The sequence below is a fragment of the Micromonospora sp. CA-249363 genome, assembly GCF_050950185.1.
Taxonomy (GTDB): domain Bacteria; phylum Actinomycetota; class Actinomycetes; order Mycobacteriales; family Micromonosporaceae; genus Micromonospora.
The window spans coordinates 2,058,016-2,073,419 of sequence record NZ_CP192020.1 but is presented as its reverse complement, the minus strand read 5'-3'; the positions used below and the strand labels follow the sequence as shown (position 1 = coordinate 2,073,419).

General features: G+C 72.6%; 14 protein-coding genes. 5 read left to right on the top strand and 9 right to left on the bottom strand.

Annotation, left to right across the window (positions count from 1 at the left end; translation table 11 throughout):
• Positions 1-96: 96 nt before the first annotated feature.
• The 8 genes from ACQPZK_RS09580 to ACQPZK_RS09545 form a co-directional block, all read right to left on the bottom strand.
• On the bottom strand, positions 97-789 hold the full coding sequence (locus ACQPZK_RS09580) for an L-ribulose-5-phosphate 4-epimerase (RefSeq protein ID WP_433537945.1): 693 nt from the start codon (positions 787-789) through the stop codon (positions 97-99).
• Positions 786-2,468 carry a ribulokinase gene (araB, locus tag ACQPZK_RS09575; RefSeq protein ID WP_433537944.1) on the bottom strand — a complete coding sequence of 561 codons (1,683 nt, stop codon included), beginning with the start codon at positions 2,466-2,468 and terminating at the stop codon, positions 786-788. Before araB ends, ACQPZK_RS09580 begins: the two co-directional genes overlap by 4 nt.
• A gap of 529 nt (positions 2,469-2,997) precedes the next feature.
• A complete protein-coding gene (locus ACQPZK_RS09570; RefSeq protein WP_433537943.1) occupies positions 2,998-3,786 on the bottom strand; it encodes an ABC transporter permease in 789 nt (262 codons plus the stop codon).
• A complete protein-coding gene (locus ACQPZK_RS09565; RefSeq protein ID WP_433537942.1) occupies positions 3,783-4,751 on the bottom strand; it encodes an ATP-binding cassette domain-containing protein in 969 nt (322 codons plus the stop codon). The genes ACQPZK_RS09570 and ACQPZK_RS09565 overlap by 4 nt, the downstream gene beginning before the upstream one ends.
• Before the next feature lie 32 nt (positions 4,752-4,783).
• Positions 4,784-5,626 carry a DUF4097 family beta strand repeat-containing protein gene (locus tag ACQPZK_RS09560; RefSeq protein WP_433537941.1) on the bottom strand — a complete coding sequence of 281 codons (843 nt, stop codon included), beginning with the start codon at positions 5,624-5,626 and terminating at the stop codon, positions 4,784-4,786.
• 58 nt (positions 5,627-5,684) lie between these two features.
• A complete protein-coding gene (locus ACQPZK_RS09555) occupies positions 5,685-6,212 on the bottom strand; it encodes a hypothetical protein (protein WP_433537940.1) in 528 nt (175 codons plus the stop codon).
• A gap of 66 nt (positions 6,213-6,278) precedes the next feature.
• Positions 6,279-7,490: an FUSC family protein gene (locus tag ACQPZK_RS09550; RefSeq protein ID WP_433537939.1), complete on the bottom strand. Its 1,212-nt coding sequence runs from the start codon at positions 7,488-7,490 to the stop codon at positions 6,279-6,281.
• Positions 7,491-7,585: 95 nt separating this feature from the next.
• On the bottom strand, positions 7,586-8,554 hold the full coding sequence (locus tag ACQPZK_RS09545) for an SDR family NAD(P)-dependent oxidoreductase (protein ID WP_433537938.1): 969 nt from the start codon (positions 8,552-8,554) through the stop codon (positions 7,586-7,588).
• A gap of 83 nt (positions 8,555-8,637) precedes the next feature.
• Here ACQPZK_RS09545 and ACQPZK_RS09540 point away from each other — a divergent pair, with 83 nt between their 5' ends.
• From ACQPZK_RS09540 to ACQPZK_RS09530, 3 genes are all read left to right on the top strand, one after another.
• On the top strand, positions 8,638-9,564 hold the full coding sequence (locus tag ACQPZK_RS09540; protein WP_433537937.1) for an AraC family transcriptional regulator: 927 nt from the start codon (positions 8,638-8,640) through the stop codon (positions 9,562-9,564).
• A 162-nt stretch (positions 9,565-9,726) separates the two neighbouring features.
• Positions 9,727-11,922 (top strand): hypothetical protein, encoded by a 2,196-nt coding sequence (locus tag ACQPZK_RS09535; protein WP_433537936.1) that lies wholly within the window; start codon positions 9,727-9,729, stop codon positions 11,920-11,922.
• 140 nt (positions 11,923-12,062) lie between these two features.
• A complete protein-coding gene (locus ACQPZK_RS09530; RefSeq protein WP_433537935.1) occupies positions 12,063-12,713 on the top strand; it encodes a class I SAM-dependent methyltransferase in 651 nt (216 codons plus the stop codon).
• Between the two features lie 6 nt (positions 12,714-12,719).
• Here ACQPZK_RS09530 and ACQPZK_RS09525 read toward each other — a convergent pair whose 3' ends face one another.
• Positions 12,720-13,250: an adenylate kinase gene (locus ACQPZK_RS09525; protein ID WP_433537934.1), complete on the bottom strand. Its 531-nt coding sequence runs from the start codon at positions 13,248-13,250 to the stop codon at positions 12,720-12,722.
• A 226-nt stretch (positions 13,251-13,476) separates the two neighbouring features.
• Here ACQPZK_RS09525 and ACQPZK_RS09520 point away from each other — a divergent pair, with 226 nt between their 5' ends.
• Positions 13,477-14,664, top strand: coding sequence for an RNA ligase RtcB family protein (locus ACQPZK_RS09520; protein WP_433537933.1), 1,188 nt, complete (start codon positions 13,477-13,479; stop codon positions 14,662-14,664).
• Positions 14,661-15,323, top strand: a complete 663-nt coding sequence (gene prfH, locus ACQPZK_RS09515; RefSeq protein ID WP_433537932.1) for a peptide chain release factor H — start codon at positions 14,661-14,663, stop codon at positions 15,321-15,323. Before ACQPZK_RS09520 ends, prfH begins: the two co-directional genes overlap by 4 nt.
• The last annotated feature ends 81 nt before the right edge of the window (positions 15,324-15,404 follow it).

Here is a 15,404-nt window from a genome sequence, read left to right as displayed (position 1 = left end):
GGGGACCGCGTGAGCCGCCGACGAGCAGAGGTGGCGTACGCGGGTGGTGCGTGCTGGTGCGTCGGTGGAGCAGACCGGCGGGCCGTGTGGAGACGGTCAGGAGCCCGCAGGTGCGACTGGTTGTTGGCCGTAGACGTTCTGGTAACGGTGGTAGAGAGCGTCGATGTCGGCCTGCGCGATCGGCACGGGCTGCCCGAGGGTCCGCGCCAGGTACGAGGTACGCGCCACGTCCTCACACATGACCGCGGCCTTGACCGCCGCGCGGGCGTTCCGGCCGATGGTGAAGACGCCGTGGTTGCGCATGAGCACGGCGGGTGAACGGTGCCCGGAGAGCGTGGCGACGATGCCCTTGCCGATGTCGTCGCCACCGATCAGCGCGAAGGGGCCCAGCGGGATCTCCCCGCCGAACTCGTCGGCCTGCGCCGTGAGGTGGCAGGGGATGGCCTCTCCGCAGGCGGCCCAGGCGCTCGCGTACGAGCTGTGCGTGTGCACCACGCCACCGACCTCGGGCATGGCGCGGTAGACGTAGGCGTGCGCGGCCGTGTCGCTGGACGGCGCGAGGTCGCCCTCGACCAGGACGCCGTCGAGGTCGCAGACCACCATCGTGTCGGCCGTGAGATCGTCGTAGCCCACGCCGCTCGGCTTGATGACCATGAGGTCCTGGCCGGGAACCCGCGCGGAGACGTTGCCGGACGTCCAGGCGACCAGGTTGTACCGGGTCAGCTCGCTGTGCAGGCGCGCAACCTGCTCGCGCAGTTCACCGATCTGCCGACTCACCTCTGCGTTCATGCGACGACCTCCAGCGGCGCCTCGTGCGTGGCCGCGGCGGCCTCCACCGCCGCGTTGCGGATCGCCCGGAGGCGGAGCATGACCTCGTTGCCGCCGCGACCGAAGTGGTCGTGCAGCGCCCGGTACTCGGCGTACAAACCGTCGTAGGCGCGGGCGCGCTCCGGGTCCGGCGTGTAGACGGCCTCGTGCACCCGCCCCATCGCCTGGGAGGCCTCGTGGATCGACGGGTACGCCCCGGCGGCGACGGCGGCGTGGATCGCCGAGCCGAGCGCCGGCCCCTGCGCGGAGGCGATGATGTTCAGCGGGCGCCTGGTCACGTCCGCGTAGATCTGCATCAGGAGCTTGTTGTTGGTGAGGCCACCGGCGATCACCAGGTCGTTGACGGGCACCCCGGCGTCGACGAACGCGTCGATGATCATCCTGGTGCCGTACGCCGTGGCCTCCAGCAGCGCGCGGTAGATGTCCTGCGGGCGGGTGGCCAGGGTCATCCCGACGATCATCCCGCTGAGGTCGTGGTTGACCAGCAACGAGCGGTTGCCGTTCCACCAGTCCAGCGCGACCAGGCCGTGCGCGCCGACCGGCTGGCCGGCGGCCAACTCGGTGAGGCGTTCGTGTGAGTCGAACCCGGCCGGTGCGCCGTGCTCGACGAACCAGCCGAAGATGTCGCCGACACCGCTCTGGCCGGCCTCGTAGCCCCACGCGCCCGGGCTGATGCCGCCGTCGACCACGCCGCACATCCCGGCGACCTCGGCCGGGTGCTCGCCGTTGACCACGTGACAGGTGGACGTGCCCATGATGGCGACCAGGCGACCGGGCTGTACGGCCTGCGCGGAGGCCGCGGTGACGTGCGCGTCGACGTTGCCGACCGCCACGGCGATCCCCTCCGGCAGCCCGGTCCAGGCGGACGCGCGTGCGGTGAGCGTGCCGGCCTGGGCGCCGAGCGGCAGCAGCGGGCCGTCGAGCTTGGCCACGAAGTCGCCGAAGTCGGGGTTGAGCGCGGTCAGGAAACCCTCGGACGGGTACTGCCCGTCCTGCAGGATGCCCTTGTAACCGGCGGTGCAGACGTTACGGGTCTCGGTGCCGCTGAGCTGCCAGACGATCCAGTCGGCGGCCTCGATGAACCGCTCGGCCCGGTGGTAGATCTCCGGGTCCTCCTCCAGGATCTGCAGACCCTTGGCGTACTGCCACTCGGCGGAGATCTTTCCGCCGTACCGGCCGATCCACGGCTCCGACCGCTCGTGGGCGAGCGCGTTGATCCGGTCGGCGTGCGGCTGCGCGGCGTGGTGCTTCCAGAGCTTGACCCAGGAGTGGGGCCGGTCCCGCAGCTCGGGATCCTCGCAGAGCGGGGTGCCGTCGGCGCGCGTCGGGAGCACCGTGCAGGCGGTGAAGTCGATGCCGATGCCCACCACCGCCGCGGGGTCCACCCCCGCCGCGGCGACCGCGGCCGGAACGGCGTGGCGCAGCACGTCGCGGTAGTCGTCCGGATTCTGCAACGCCCAGTCCGGGGGCAGCGACCGACCTCCGGGCAGCGTCTCGCTGATGACCCCGTCGCCGTACTCGTGCACCGCGGTCCCGAGCTCGGCACCATCAGAAACCCGGACCACAAGGGCCCGCCCGGAGAGGGTGCCGAAATCGACACCCACGACGTAGCTTTCGGCAGCTCCGCCCACACGCTCCATGTTCACCTCCACCGTTAACGGGGATAGTGTTAACGCTCACATCCAGCCTCGTCAAGACATCTACCTGCAACAGCTCCGTAACGGAACGCGGAGGGCGTACCGACTCGGGCGCGTCGATACCGGACCGACGCACGGCGCTCGATCCGGGGCGCCGGGCGGTCGCGACCCCGCCCGGTGGCGACGACGATCGGCAGCGGCGCGGATGGCAGCGATAACATCGACGGCGTCGCCGACCACGCATGATCAGAACTGTCGAACGCGCCGTCGCAGCGCCCGGGCCCCTGACCCCGCGCTCCGGCGCCCGAACGACCCGGCGGGCCACCGTCGGCACGGCGTGTTATCGATAACATTCGATGCCATGTTCGCGGTGTCGACTCGTCGCCGGAGTGATCGGCTCCGGGCCGGCCAGGTGTGGGCTTTCCGGCCCCCCGCCGGGCGGGCAGGCCGCGCCCGGGCCGGCCCGGGGACCACGCGATGACACCGACGACCCGGCCCATCCGGGCCGGGTCGTCGGTCGTCGGTCGTCGGGTCAGGCCGTTCGAGGACGGTTGTAGAGCGCCTTGGCCCAGCAGAAGCAGCCGACCGTGATGACGGCGCACCAGGCGACCGCGAGGAGCCCGTTGATGCCGACCCCACTGCCGAGCAGCAGGCCACGGAGCGTCTCCATGACCGGGGTGAACGGCTGGTAGTCGGCGAACAGGCGGACCGGCGTCGGCATCGAGTCGGTGGGGACGAACCCGCTGCCGAGGAACGGCAGCAGCACCAGCGGCATGGGCAGGTTGCTGGCCGTCTCGACGCTCCTGGTGACCAGGCCCAGAGCGACCGACAGCCAGGTGACGGCGACGGTGACCATGGTCAGCACGCCGATCGCGGCGAGCCACTCCACGGCGTCGGCGGTGGGGCGGAACCCGACGAGCAGCGCCGCGCCGGTGACGGCAGCGAGGCTGACCATCGTCTGGAACACGCTGCCCACGACGTGGCCGGTGAGAACCGACGGTCGAAAGATCGCCATTGTACGGAAACGGGCGATGATGCCCTCGGCCATGTCCATGGCGACCGAGATCGCGGTGCCCTGCGCCGCGCTGGCCACCGTGATGAGCAGGATGCCGGGGGTGACGTAGTTGGCGTACTCGGCCCGGCCGCCGGTCGGCCCGAGGCCGGCGCCGAGCGTGCCGCCGAAGACGTACACGAAGAGCAGCAGGAGGATGACCGGGATGCCGACGAGCATGAGGGTCAGCGAGGGGTAGCGGCGCATGTGCAGGAGGTTGCGCCGCAACATCGTGTTGGAGTCGCGCAGGGCGAGGGTGAGGGTGCTCATCGCGCAGCGGCCCTTTCGTGGCGGGATCGGGCGTCGGGCTGGCCGGTGAGGGCGAGGAAGACGTCGTCGAGGTCGGGGGTGTGCACGGCGAGACCGGCCACGGTGATGGCGGCCCGGTCGAGGTCGTCGAGAAGGGACCGCAGCGAACCGACCCCGCCGTCGCTCGGCACCTCGAGGGTCAGCGCGGCGTCGTCCCGGGTGGCCGTCGCGAACGTACGGGCCGCCGAGTCGAGGTCGTCCTGGTCGGTGAACCGAAGGACCACGTGACCGCCCGGGATGCGCCGCTTGAGCTCGTGCGGGGTGCCCTCGGCGATCAGTCGGCCATGGTCGAGGAAGGCCACGCGGTCGGCGAGCTGGTCGGCCTCCTCCAGGTACTGCGTCGTCAACAGGATGGTGACGCCCTCGGCGGCCAGCGCCTTGATGATGTGCCACATGGCGCGACGGCTGCGCGGGTCGAGACCGGTCGTCGGCTCGTCGAGGAAGATGACGCGCGGGTCGCCGACGAGCGTCATCGCGAGGTCGAGTCGACGGCGGGTACCACCGGAGTACGTCGCGGCCGGCTTGTCCGCCGCTTCGGTCAGGTCGAACTGGTCGAGCAGGTCGGCGATCCGCCGGCGACCCGCCGCGCGGTCCAGGTGGCACAGATCGGCCATGAGGTGCAGGTTCTCCCGGCCGGTGAGCAGGCTGTCCACGGCCGAGAACTGACCGGTGACGCCGATCAGCTCGCGTACCGCGTCGGCGTCACGGGTCACGTCGTGTCCGAGTACGCGGGCGTGGCCGCCGTCGGCCCGGAGAAGGGTGGAGAGGATCTGCACGGTGGTCGTCTTGCCGGCGCCGTTGGGGCCGAGCAGCGCGAAGATCGTTCCCTCGGTGATCATCAGGTCGATGCCGTCGAGCACGACCTTGTTCCCGTAGGACTTGCGCAGCTCGGTGGTGACGATCGCGGGTCTGCTGCTGCCGTTCATGGTCTCCTCATCTGTGGTGGAGTCGGGGCGCGTCAGGCGCGGCGGATGGTGATGTCGCCGTAGGAGGTGTTGGCACGGATCTCGACCGTCTCGTCGGTCTCGGCCGGGCTGTCGGTCGCTTCGAGGGCGTTGTGCACGCGGCCGTGTCGGGAGCTGACGTCGAGCCAGGCGGCGGTGCCGCGTCGGACACCGACCTCGATCGCGCCGTAGGAGGTCTGCGACTCGACCGAGCCGCGCACGACCTCGCCCAGCCGGACGTTGCCGTACGCGGTGCGCGCCGCCACCGAGGCGTTCGACGCGTCGACGGTGATGTCGCCGTACGCGGTGTTGATCCGGACGTCGCCTCCGCTGCGGCCGATCCAGCAGTCACCGGACGAGTTCTTGATTTCCGTGTTGCCGTCGACCGCGCCGAGTCGCACCTTGCCGGACGACGCCTTCACCCGGGCCGAACCGGTGACCCGCTCGACCACGACCTCGCCGTGGCTGCTGTCGATCTCCAGCGGCCCGGTCTCCTCCAGCCGGATCGCGCTTCCGGTCTTGATCCGGCACTCGCCGAGCCGCCCCTCGCCACGGAAGGCCGCCCACGCCGCCTCGGCGTGCAGCCGGGTACCGCTCGGCACCTCGATCAGGACGTCGACCGACGGGCCGGAGCCGAAGCCGTACCGACGCCAACTCTTCGGCACCCTGATGCGCAGCTGGCCGGCGGCGAAGTCGACGGTGGTCTGCTCGGCCGCGTTCACGTCGGCCTTGCTCGACGGGTCGCGGGGACGCACCCGCACCACCGTGTCGGTGCGGTCGGTCGCGGCGATCCAGGCGTCCCCGATGGGCAGCTCGACCTGGACGGAGATCGGTTCTGGCGTGTCGAAAACAGGCATGGTGGTCTCCCGGAAGGTGTCGGCGGAGGCGGAGAGAGGGTGTGGGCGGGCGCGCTGGTCAGCGCGCCCAGCCGGTGACGTGCTGGCCGGACCTCGGGGGCTCCGGCCGGCGCGGCGGCTGACGGTCGGAGCCACCGGCCCCGACCGCGCTGGCGACGGCGCGCACCAGCCAGGCGTTGACGGAGAGCCCGGCGCGGCTCGCGGCCTCGTCGACGCTGGCCTTGAGGTGGTCCGGAAGGCGGAGGTTGATCCGGGACGTACCGCCCTCGTCGCCCTCGGGCGGCAGCAGGGGCGCCGGGGCCGGAGGTGTCTCGCCGACCTCGCCCGGCCCGTCCGTGGGCGGGGTGGCGGGTGCCACCACGAAGTCGGGCTCGCGTCCGCGGAGCCGGACGTGCACCGACCCGGGGGCCAGATCGCGGGTGATCTCGTCGGCCGCGTCGGACAGCGCCTCGAGCAGCGTGAGGTGGGTCGCCGCTTCGAGTTGGGTGAACAGCCGTTCGGCGAGCACCCGGCCCTCCGGGTCCACGCCCTCGGCTGCCACGGCGAACTCGTTACGCAGGTTCTCGACGTACGGCCTCAAGTCCATGGCACCATCATGGCACCACTTTGGCTCAGCATGCAACACCGATGGCTCACATTGCTGCCGCGACCATCATGTGCGCTGCTCAGCGGCGGTGCCTGGGCTGTCGAACGCGCGGCGGACCAGTCGGTTCGCGGCCTCCTGACTCAGCCCGGTGGCCACCAGGAGGTCGCTGGCGGTCGTCCGGACCTGCGCCACCACGACGGCCCCGGAGAAGCCGACTCCTTCCCGATAGGCGTCACCGGCGGCACAGACCGCCCGGAGCGCCCGCTCACGCGCCTGAACGGGTTCCTTGCCTGCGGCGAACTGCCGCTTGAGCAGGCGTACCGCCTCGGCCAGACCAGCGACGGCCGCAGGCATCGGTTCGGGGACGGGCTCACCGTCCTCGATCAGGGTCACCGCCCGGCGGATCAGCGTTCCCGCGTTACGCATGGCCCGGTCGATCGGCTCCGCCGTCTGCGCGTACCGGGCCACCGGCCCCTGCCGCTGATGCCAGTGCACGGGTGAGAGGGTGCTGGCCTCCCGGGCACCCTGCGTCGCCTCGACGAGCGCACCCAGCTCGTCCTTGTTCTGCCGCAACCTCGCCCGGGCGGCCAGCGCGCGGTCGATGTCACGGTCGGCCAGTGCGCCGGCGGCGGCCTCGAGCTGAACGCTGAGCAGGTCCAGCGCCGGTCGCGCGGCCCGGTTGAGCACCCGCAACGGGCTCAACGGCAGCAGGACGGCGGTGACCAGCAGTGCCACGGCGCCCCCGACGAGGGCGTCCACGAAGCGGGGAATCTCCAGGTCGCGCACGGCCGGACTCAACGTGGCGATGAGCACGGCCGTGGCACCCGCCTGGATCACCACCGCCGCGCTGCCGACGAGGAACAGCGCGACGAGGATCGCCAACACGACGATCAGCGCGAGCTGCCACCACCCGGTGCCCATCACCCCGAGCAGCAGGTCACCGACCAGCACCCCGACGGTGACGCCGATGATCAGCTCGATGGTGCGCCGCAGGCGTTGCCCGACCGACGCCGCGAGGGTGGAGACCGCGGAGATCGGCGCGAAGACCGGCTGCGATACGTGCAGCACCTCGCGCGCCACCAGCCAGGACAGCGCCGCGGCCACGCCGGCCTGCAGAGCCAGCCCCCCGATACCCCGAACGCGCCGCGCCCGCTCCCGCAGCGTGCCCGACAGCCGGCCCCGCAACCGCGCGACGGTCGACGTCGGGCCGGGACGCGCTCCCGCGCCGGCACGCGCCGATGCGTCCCCGTCCGTACCGGGCCGACCGGCAGCGACCATGGCGGGCGGCTACCCCGCCGTACCCCGATCAATCCTGGACACCGGGCGCGGCCACGCGGGCCCGCGCCGCGCCCGGCGCCGGACGGCGGTCGCGCTCAGCGTTCGGCGAGCGCCTTCTCGGCGTACGCCCAGAGCTCGTCCGCGGCCGTCGGGTCGATCGCGTGGTCCGCGACGCCGTCGGAGGCATCGGGGCCGCCGGGAACCACGTCCATCTCCTGGTTGTCGACGAAGTACCGGCCCCCGATGCCCTCCAGCAGGGGCGACGCGGCGAGCAGGACCGTGGTCGACGCGCCCTGGGCAGGCGTCTTGTAGTAGTCGGGCACCACCAGGTTGCCCTCCTCGTCCATCCCGCCGAGCGCGCGCATCGTGTCGTCGTCGATGTGGCGCTGGAGATTCGTGTGGATGTACCCGGGGTTGAGGGCGTTGGCGGTGATCCCGTCCGCCGCCCACCGCCGGGTGATGCCCACCGCCAGCAGGACGTCCGCCGTCTTCGACTGCCCGTACGCCTGCCACCGGTCGTACGGCCGCCGCTCGAAGTGGGGATCCGCGGCGTCGAACGGGGCGCTCAGGTGTGCTCCGGAGCTGACCAGCACGACCCGCGCCGCGCCCGCCGCCCGCAGGTTGTCGTGCAGTCCGACGGCCAGCGCGAAGTGCCCCAGATAGTTGGTCGCGAGCTGGAGCTCCCAGCCCTGGGCCGAGAGCTGACGGGTCGGCAGCGCCATGATGCCGGCGTTGGCGACCAGCGCGTGGAGCGGACCGTCCCAGGCCGCGACGAACGCGTCGACCGACGACAGGTCGGCGAGGTCGAGCGCGGCCGCCCGGACGCTACCCCGCGCGGCGTCGCCGGCGAACTCCTCGACGAGCCCCGCTGCTCGATCCGGATCACGGACCGCTACCGTGACCTCGGCTCCGGCTCCGGCCAGGGCGCGAACCGTCTCGACACCGATGCCCGAGGCGCCGCCGGTGACGATCATCCGACGCCCGGTCAGGTCCACGCCGTCGAGGATCTCGGCGGCCGTGGTGCGGGCGGTGAATCCAGTGGTGAGGCGTGCGTGCTCTGTCATGTCCACCACGCTATGCACCGTCGCTCTGGACTGCCTATAGTTTGGAATCCTTCATACTTTCGCCAGCGTCCAGGACGGTGAGGATGGATCCGCTCGAAGACGTGCTGGCACTGCTCGGTGCCACCGCGCACCTGTCCGCCGGTCTCGTCACCGGCGGGCGCTGGGCGGTCCGGTTCGACCCGCCGGCCGGCGCCAAGTTCAACGCCATCCGACGTGGCAGCTGTCACCTCGTCGTCGAGGGCGAGGCGGAACCGATCGCCCTCACCGAGGGCGACTGCTACCTGTTGACCCGGCCGGTGTCGTACACGCTCTTCAGTGATCCCGACGTGCCGGCCCAGCCGGCGTACCCGATCTTCGCCGCCGCCGGCGACGGCGTGGCACGCGCCGGCGAGGGTGCCGACATGTTCCTCATCGGTGGCGCGTTCTCCCTGGGCGACCGGGGACGAAGTCTCCTGCTGGACGGTCTTCCGCCGGTCATCCACGTGCCGGCCGACGCTCCCGAGGCCACCACCATCCGGTGGGCTCTCGACCAGATCGACATCGAGCTGCGGCGGCCTCAGCTCGGATCGCGGCTCGTCGCGGAACACCTGGCGCTCGTCCTGCTGATCCAGGTTCTGCGGGTGCACCTCGCCCGCGACCCGCAGCACACCTCCGGTTGGCTGGCCGGGCTCGCCGACCCGGTGGTCGCCCCGGCGCTGCGGGCGATGCACGCCCGGCCCGCGCAGCAGTGGACCGTGGACGCGATCGCCCGCACCGCCGCCGTCTCCCGGTCGACGCTCGCCGCCCGCTTTCGGAAGGTCGTCGGCGTGGGCCCGCTGGAATACCTCACCGGATGGCGGATCGAACTCGCGGCGGACCGCATACGGCACGGCTCCGACTCCGTCGCGGCCATCGCCCGAGCCGTCGGATACGGGTCGGAGAGCGCGCTCAGCGTGGCCTTCAAACGGGTCACCGGCATCTCACCACGCGCCTATCGCCAGCAGGTCGCCGGGAGCGTTGCGGGCGGATAGGCGACGCGGCACGCGCCGACCGGGGGCAGCCCCCGGCGATTGGGCGCCTCCCGGCGGGGTAGACCCCGGTCCGCCACACCGGTGGTGGGCCACCCACGGCCCGATCGCCGGCACCGGGCGGTCGGGGTGCCTCGGGGGGCGGTGGCGGATGGATCAGCGCGGGTGAGCGGTCCCGGGACCGCCTTCGACATCGTGGAGCTGCGGGTGCACGGCGTCTCCGGCGCGAGCACCGAGCAGGTGCTCGGCCTGGCGCGCACGGTGCAGGTCGCCGGCGACCAGATGGGCGGCTTCGTCCGGGTCCGGCCGCGCTGGGCGACTCCCGAGGCGCGCGGCGTGACGCTGGAGGCCTACCGCTGGGGGGATCTGCCCTCCGGGACCGTCGCCCGCACCCTGGCGCTGGTGCTGCTCCTGCCGTTCCTGCTGGTCAACGTGGCGATCTGGATGCGGCCCGCGAACCCCCGTTCGGAGGGCATGGTCACGTCCCTCTGCCGCCTGCTGGCACTCACCCTCACCGTGCTGTACGTGCTCGCCATCGCCGGCGTCGCCCTCGACCTGCTCGCCTGGCACTGCCTGAACTCGCCCCGCTGCCTGGCCGGCCGCAGCTGGTTGTCCTGGTTCAGCGGCCAACCCGTCGGGCGACGACTCGCGGTGTTCGCGCTGGTCCCGGCCGCCGCGATCGGCCTGGTGTGGCGGCTCAGCAACCGGCCCGGACGGTCGTTCGAGGCGTTCCGCGCCCCCGACGAGGAGGTCGCCGGGCATCGGCTCAGCACGGTCGGCACGTGGGACGCGGAACCCCTGGTGGGGCGGTTGCGATCCGTGCATGTCGCCGCGGCGTTCGGGACGTTGAGTCTCGTGCTGCTCACCGCCCGCGCCGCGCGGGGCGCCTCGGTCGCCACGATCGCGTTGGCGGTGGTCACGGGCGTGGTTCTGGCTGCCTGCGTGGCGCTGCTCTGCGCGCCGGCGCTGATCGACCGGTCCCCCACCGACCGGCGGCTCGACGCGATCACCACCGCGCTGCGGACGACCGGGACGATCCTGGCCGTCGTGGTCGCCGTCCACGTGGCGACCAGCCCGGCCGGCTGGCGCGAGGACGCCGCTCTGCCCGGGTACGACAGGACGCTGGTCTGGCTGTTCGCCACGCAGACGATCCTGCTGGCCGCGCTCGGCGTGATCCTGCTCTGGCGGCGACGGGGCAGTCCCCTGTTCGGGCTGGGAGCGCTGGTCATCGCGGCCGCGGCGATCAGCACCGCGGTGGGGTACTCCGCCGAGCTGGTCTACCGGGTGGCGGACTACCTCGACCGCGACCTGCCGACCGGGGAGGGCATCGCGACGGGCCCGCCCCGGGCGTACACCTGGGCGATTTTCGGTTTTCTCCGCACCGCGCTGGTCACCGTGCTCGTCGCCGTGCTGGTCGTCGCGGTCTCCCGCCCCGGCCGTCGCCGCCGTGCGGCGGCGATCGTCGCACGCGACTACCCGGACGCCCCGACGGAAGCGCGTCCGCGGCTGCGACAGGTACGCGACGCGGTGGCCCGGGCCAGCTTCACCGAACGCCTGGTGCTGCTGGGCGTGATCTTCGGTTGCCTCGCCGGGGTCGGGTCCGCCACCACCACCCTCGGCCTGTTGGGGGTGTTTCCGGGCGACGTCGTCGAGCGGTTCACCCGGTTGCCGGCCGGCGCGATCACCTTCAGCATCGCGTTCACCAGTTGGGTGAAGGCCGCGGGCCTTCTCGGCCTGGTTCTCGCCGGCATCTTCGCCTACCGCACCACCAGCTTCCGGCGGCACGTCGGCGTCATCTGGGACCTCGGCACCTTCTGGCCCCGGGCCGCCCACCCGTTCGCGCCGCCCTGCTACGCGGAACGGGCCGTGCCGGAGCTGACGCGCCGGATCACCTACCTGGTGGAGCGCGGCGACAGTGTGCTGCTCTCCGGGCACAGCCACGGCTCGGTCCTGCTCGCCGCCGCGGTGCTCCAGTTGCCACCCCGGATCGGCGACCGGGTCGCGCTGCTCACGCACGGGTCACCGCTGCGCCGGCTCTACGCGCGCCTGTTCCCCGCCTACCTCGACGACGCGGTGCTGCGGGAGATCGGCAACCGGGTGGGCTGGCGGTGGGTCAACCTCTGGCGGGACACCGACCCGATCGGCGGACGCGTCTTTCCCGACCGGGGAACCGAGGCGTCCGACGACGACCCGGCCGCCGCGGTGGACCGCCGGGAGGTAGACCCCGGCGACGTGGTGACCCCGCCCGGCGACAGCGTTCCGCCGCCGATCCTCGGGCACTGGCCGGCCGAATCCGACCAACGGTTCGCGGCGGCGGTACGGGAGTTGGCGGACCGCCTGCGGCGCGCACCAGCCGGGTGAGGCGGCGCCTGCCCCGCCACCCGGGCACGCCACTCGTCGAGGCGGGTGTCGGCGATGCGGGCGCCGTCGGCAGGAACGAGCGAGCGGTTGACATCGCGACCCATGATTGTGGTCGCTGTCCGTGAATCCTGGAGGTCGACGTGGCCGCTGTGTCCCATCCGGTGTTCGCGCGGGTCTACGAACGGCTCAGCGTCGCCATGGACCGTGCCGGCACCGCCGAGTTCCGCCGTGACCTGGCCGCTGGCCTGACCGGCCGGGTGATCGAGGTCGGCGCCGGCAACGGCCGCATGTTCGCCCACTACCCCCGAACGGTGACCGAGGTCGTCGCGGTCGAGCCGGAACGTCGCCTGCGCGCCGCCGCCGTCCGCGCGGCCCCGGACGCGCCGGTGCCGATCACGGTCGTCGACGGTCTGGCCGAGGCGTTGCCCGCCGCCGACGGCGAGTTCGACGCGGCAGTGGTCGCGCTGGTGCTCTGCACCGTGCCCGACCAGGCGGCAGCGCTCGCCGAGATCCACCGCGTGCTGCGTCCCGGCGGGCAACTGCGCTTCTTCGAGCACGTGGCGGCCGACGAACCCAGCCGCCTGCGCCGGGTCCAACGCATCTCCGACGCCACGCTGTGGCCGAAGCTGTTCGCCGGCTGCCACACCGGCCGCGACACCACGGCAGCCATCGAAGCGGCGGGGTTCACCGTCGAGGAGTTGCGACGCTTCCGGTTCCCGACCGGCAGCTCCAGCCCCTCCTCGCCGTGCGTCGTGGGCCGGGCGACCCGGGTCGACGGCCGGCCGGGCTGAGCGCGTTCACCGGGTCGGCAGGCTCGACAGCCAGTCGTCCAGCGCCGCGGGGTGCGTGAACAGAAGGACCGGCGGGCCGGTCGGGTCGGCCTGCCAGGCGCGCATCCGCCGTCGGGCGCGTCCGAACGCGGCGACGTGCCAGAGCAGGATCGAGTCCCGGGACAACACACTGCCGACGGATTCGCGGTTGCCGTTGCAGATCATTTCGCCCGTGCCGACGCGGCGCAGCGTACGACGCAGCAGACGCCCGAACGAACGCCACCGCGGGTAGTCCAGGGCCACCACCAGGTCGGCGCGCGCCAGCGGTACGTCCCGCCACCCGTGGTACGCGCCATCGAGGATCCAGGCGTCCCGGCGGCAGATCTTCTCGATGCGGCTGCGCTGCTCGGCGACCGGCACCTCGACCCAGCCCGGCAGCCACAGCAGGTCGTCCACCGGATACCACGGCACCCCGAGGCGCTTCGCCAGCCGCGCGGCGAGAGTGGACTTGCCCGCCCCGTACACCCCGTAGACCAGGATGCGACGCGGTGCGGCCATCGCGGCAGCGTACGTCCCTCGATCGCGGGGTGCTCGGGTGGGCCGACCATCTCACGACAGCGGACGCCGTCGCCATTAATGACTTGCCGCACGCGAGGGGTGTCGCCACAGTGGTGCCCATGACGTACTGACGGACACCACCTGAGCGCCGCGCCGAGGCCACCGCACGATGCCCGGCGCCGTACCGCCGTCCGTCCACTTGCGATTGCGCGAGAAGAGAGCGTCGTTGTCCCAGCACCACTTCTTCCGGGAAGCCTCGTCCCCGTCCACCCCCGCCACCGTCACCGTGTTCGCGTCCCCCACGAGCTGGATCGAGTCCGCCGCGCTCGACCAGTGCCGGCAGGTGGCCGCCCTCGACGGCATGGTCCACGTCGCCGGCATGCCGGACCTGCACCCGGGCAAGGGCGCACCCATCGGCGCGGCCATGGCGTCGACGGTCCTGTATCCGTTCCTCGTCGGCTCCGACATCGGTTGCGGTATCGCCGTCTTCCCCATCCGACTCCGACGCGTCGTACCGGAGCGGCTGGCCGCCCGGTTCCCCGACCTCGACCGCGCGCTGGACCCGGAGCGGGACGCCGACGACCCCGCCTGGGCCGTCCTCACGGGTGACGTTCCCGGCGGCCACCTGGACGGGCTCGGCACGGTCGGCCGCGGTAACCACTTCGTCGAGCTGGCCCGCGTCGACACCGTCTTCGCACCCGAGCACGCCCACCGTCTCGGGTTGGCGGCCGGTGACCTCGTCCTCGTCGTGCACAGCGGTTCGCGGGGCCTGGGTGAGCGGATCCTGCGCACGCACACCGAGACGCACGGGGCGGGCCCCGCACCCGACCCGGCCGGATACCTGGCCCGGCACGACGAGGCGGTGCGCTGGGGTTCGCTCAACCGACGGCTGCTGGCCGCCCGGGTCGCGTACGCCCTGGGGGCCGAGCCGACCGAGCCGGTCGTCGACCAGTGCCACAACCTCGTCGAGGTACGCGACGGCGTCTACCTGCACCGCAAGGGAGCGGCGCCCGGTGACGGTCGCGATGTGCTCGTCGCCGGTACGCGGGGCACCGCGTCGTACCTGGTGGCTGCCCATGCCGGGGCGGACGCCAACCACTCGGTGGCGCACGGCGCGGGTCGGAAGATGTCCCGCGCCGACGCGCTGCGTCGGGGTCGGGCCAAGCACACGGTCGAGGAGCTACGGCGTACCCCGGTGGGTTCGCTGGTGGTGTGCGGCGACCGGCAGTTGCTCTTCGAGGAGGCGCCCACGGCGTACAAGCGGATCGAGCAGGTGATCGGCGACCTCGCCGCGCACCGGCTCGCCACGCCGGTGGCCACCACCATCCCCCTGGTCACCTACAAGACGCCGGACGTCGGGGCCGTGGCTCGGTCGGATCGGCGGGACCAGCGTCGCGGGCGGGGTCGGTCGTGAGCGCGGACCTGTTGCTGTCCGCCGGCCGTGGGCCACGGGAGTGCGCGTGGGCGCTGGCCCACCTGCTGCGCCGTTTGGAGGGGGACGCCACCCGCCACGGCGTGGCGGTCCAGCGGGTCCACGCGGTGCCCGGTGACCGGCCCGGCACGTACCGCTCGGTGCTGATCCGGCTGTCCGGCGTCGACGCCGAGGCGTTCGCCGCCTCCTGGACGGGGACGTTGTGCTGGCAGGCGCCCAGCCCCTACCGGACGAGCGCGGGTCGTAAGAACTGGTACGTGACGGCGCAACCGCCGCCGAGCGACGCGCCGACGACGACGTTCGCCGAGGCCGACGTCGACATCGTCGGCTGCCGCACCGGCGGTCCCGGCGGCCAGCACCGGAACAAGGCCAGCACGGCGGTACGCGCCACCCACCGCCCGTCGGGCCTCGTCGTGGTGGTGGACGACGAACGGCAGTTCAGTCAGAACCGGCGCATCGCCCTCGAACTGCTGCGCCAGCGTGTCGAGCGCGGCGACGAGGCGGCCCAACGCGCGGTCACCACCGCCCGTTGGCGCATCCACGACAACCTCGTACGGGGCGACCCGACCCGCGTCGAGCGCCCGGCACCGGTGTCCCAGCCGCGCCGGCAGCGGCACGGGCGGACGGTCTCCGGGCGCTGAGAGCGGTGCGCCGGCAAGGGTTGCCGGCGTGCGGAGGACATCGTATGTTAACGGTCACATAGATGCTCTCGAATGGAATGC